Annotated in this window: 1 protein-coding gene and 1 pseudogene; one reads left to right on the top strand and one right to left on the bottom strand. The window is 69.7% G+C overall.

The genetic code is table 11. The features are described from left to right. Window positions 1–1,687 (top strand): AAA family ATPase (locus tag HMPREF0975_RS10065; protein WP_009234056.1); only part of this gene is annotated, 1,687 nt, incomplete at its 5' end. A 66-nt stretch (window positions 1,688–1,753) separates the two neighbouring features. Here the strand turns inward: HMPREF0975_RS10065 and HMPREF0975_RS10060 are convergent. Further along, window positions 1,754–2,798 (bottom strand): annotated as a pseudogene (locus tag HMPREF0975_RS10060) (hypothetical protein); the annotation flags it as partial.

Here is a 2,798-nt window from a genome sequence, read left to right as displayed (position 1 = left end):
GGCGCGGGCGGCCCGCGAGCGCCTGGACGGCCTTCAGGACCGCCGCGCCCGGGCCGAGGAGCGCCACTGCGCCGCCCTCGCCGTCGAGCAGCTCAGCGCCCAACTGGCCCAGCAGGACGCTGCCTGCACTCAGGCGGCAACGCTTGCGCGGGAGGCGACCGAACGGGTTCGCGCCACCCGCCTGGCCTGGATCTCCGGGACCGCCGGGGCGCTGGCCAGTGAGCTCACCGAGGGTGAGCCCTGCCCCGTGTGCGGCTCGCCCACGCATCCCTCCCCCGCCTCCGCAGACGCCGAGGGCGCCACCCGCCAACAGGTCGAGGCGGCCGAGGAGCGCCAGAAGCAGGCCGACGAGGCGCTCAGCAGAGCCGTCCGGGAGCGAGACGCCTGTACCGCCCGACTTGAGGAGGCCCAGTGCACCAGTGACGGCATGGATGCCTTCGCCGCCAAGGACGCGCTGGAGGCAGCCACCACCGCTCTGACCACGGCTCAGGCCGCAGCCGATGGCGTCGACGAGCTGGTCGAGCGGCTCGAGGCCTTCGATGCCGGCACCGAGCGGGAGCGCACCGCACTCGATGCCGCCCGCTCGGCCCAGGAGTCGGCCCGCAGTCGCCTGGAGGCAGACCGCAAGGCCCTGGCCCAGGACCAGCGGCGCTGCCTCGAGGCGCGCGGGTCCTGGCCGAGCGTCACCGCCCGCGCCGCCGCGCTCCTCGTGCGGGCCAAGGAGGCCGAGGACGCCTCCAAGGACGTCGACACTGCCCGCACCACCCTGGCTCAGGCCCGCAGTGCCCTGGCAGACCTGGCCGCGGCGCTGGAGGAGGAAGGCTTCACCGGCGCGGCTCAGGCAACGGTAGCCTTCATGGAGCGCGGCGCCGTCGAGGCCCTGTCCGCGAGCGTGCGCGCCGCGGCCACCGCCCGTGAGCGGGTCCGCCTGGGTTTGGAGGGCCCGGAGATCGCCGCCTTGAGCGGCCAGGAGGAGGACCACCTCGAGGACGCCTCCGCCGAGCTCACCCGGGCAGACACCGCCGCAAAGGAGGCCGCCTCCCTCCAGGCGCGCACCGCCGAGTCCCACGAGCACCTGCGCCGGGCAGTCGACGGCGTCGAGCAGGCGGCCACCGCCTATGAGGAGGCAGCCGGCTCCAGCGCCGACCTCATCCGGGTGGCCTCGCTCGCCCGCGGGGAGAACGAGGCCGGCACGCCCCTGGCCACCTGGGTGCTGCAGGCCCGCTTCGAGGAGGTCCTCGTCTTCGCCAACGAGCGCCTGTCCCAGATGTCCTCCGGACGTTACGAGCTCATCCGCGTCGCCGAGGAGACCAGCCGGTACAGGCGCCGCAAAGGGCTGGGCCTGGCCGTCGTCGACCACCTCGGTCACGAGCGCACCCGCGACCCCCGGACCCTCTCGGGTGGGGAGACCTTCTACGTCTCCTTGTCACTAGCACTCGCTCTGGCCGACGTCGTCTCGGCCGAGTCCGGGGGCGTGAGCCTAGAAACCCTCTTCATCGACGAGGGCTTCGGCACCCTTGACGCCGACACCCTCCAGACGGTCATGACCGAGATCGACCACCTGCACGACGGCGGGCGCACCGTCGGCATCGTCTCCCACGTGGCCGAGCTGCGCGACCAGATCGCCGAGCACATCACAGTGCGGCGCGTCGCCTCAGGCGGATCCACCCTGAAGGTGACCGCCTGAGGCGACGCGCCGCGAATACGTCCTCCTCACCGGTGCCGGCCCAGCGGCCGGCACCGGCCTGCCGTCCTAGTAGACGCCGCCGGAGGACTCAATCTTGATGGTGGGCTCCTCAGAGTCCTTCGGCCACTCGACCTTCCCGGAGAACTTGAACTTCGCCTTCCGGGAAGTGGGGTTCTTCTCGAAGGTCGACGGCTTGGGCGTCCCGGAGATATTGATCTCGTCGGAATCGAAGGACATGCTCTCACTATCCTTGGAGAACTCCACCTTCGTGGCGTCCTTGTCGACCGACATCGACTCCATGCTCTCGGAAGTCTCGTAGGGGCACGGCTTATCCTCATTGCTAGGAACCGTCGTGCAGGTCTTCGTCTGCTCCTTGACCTTCTCCAGAGCCTTCTTGCTCAGCTCGTCGGTGGGCTTGGCCTTCACCCGCATATCCTGGTCTGGCGACTTCGAGATCCCGCGACTGCCGTCATCCGCGGGCGTGGTGACGGTGAACGACGTGTCCTGGAGCTCCAGGTACTTGCCCATGGAGTCCGGCGCCGCCAGCGGGTAGGTGGCCGGGTAGACGTACTGCGACTTCAATTCCTCCTTCGACGTCGTCGAATCCTCCGTGTCAGGCAGATCGAGCGTGGTGCCACCCACCTTGAGCGAGGAGAGCGGCTTGGCGCTGAAGTGGACGAGCATAACCAGTGCGTTGTTCACCTTCCAGCTCTCCAACCCAAAGGAACCGGAGCTCTTCGTTGCGTTGAAGGTGTAGGTGAAGGCCTTGCCGTCCAGAGACAGGTGGGCCCGGACCGTCGCCGCGTCACCGGAGATCGTGGGCTCGTCGATCTTGGCGACCGCGATCCTCGACTTGGCGGCGCCCAGGGCCTCATCGGTCAGCAGCTTGCGCTGGTCGTTGGGCACGCCGGGGTCCACCATCTTGGTGGCCTCGGTCGCCTTCCCCTCCGACAGGAGCGAAAGATAGCTCTCGACCGCCTTGTCCGGGCTGCGCATGCCGTTGACGAGGTTAAGGGCCACGACGCCCGCAACCACCAGCGCCACCACGACGCCGCCCGCGATCACAACCCGGGTGACCTTGCGACGGGAGGCCGCATCCATCGGGGCGGGC

It is taken from the genome of Actinomyces sp. oral taxon 849 str. F0330, assembly GCF_000239715.1.
GTDB classification, from domain to species: domain Bacteria; phylum Actinomycetota; class Actinomycetes; order Actinomycetales; family Actinomycetaceae; genus Actinomyces; species Actinomyces johnsonii.
The sequence above is the reverse complement of the archived record's forward strand: the minus strand, read 5'-3'. Positions and strand labels throughout refer to the sequence as shown.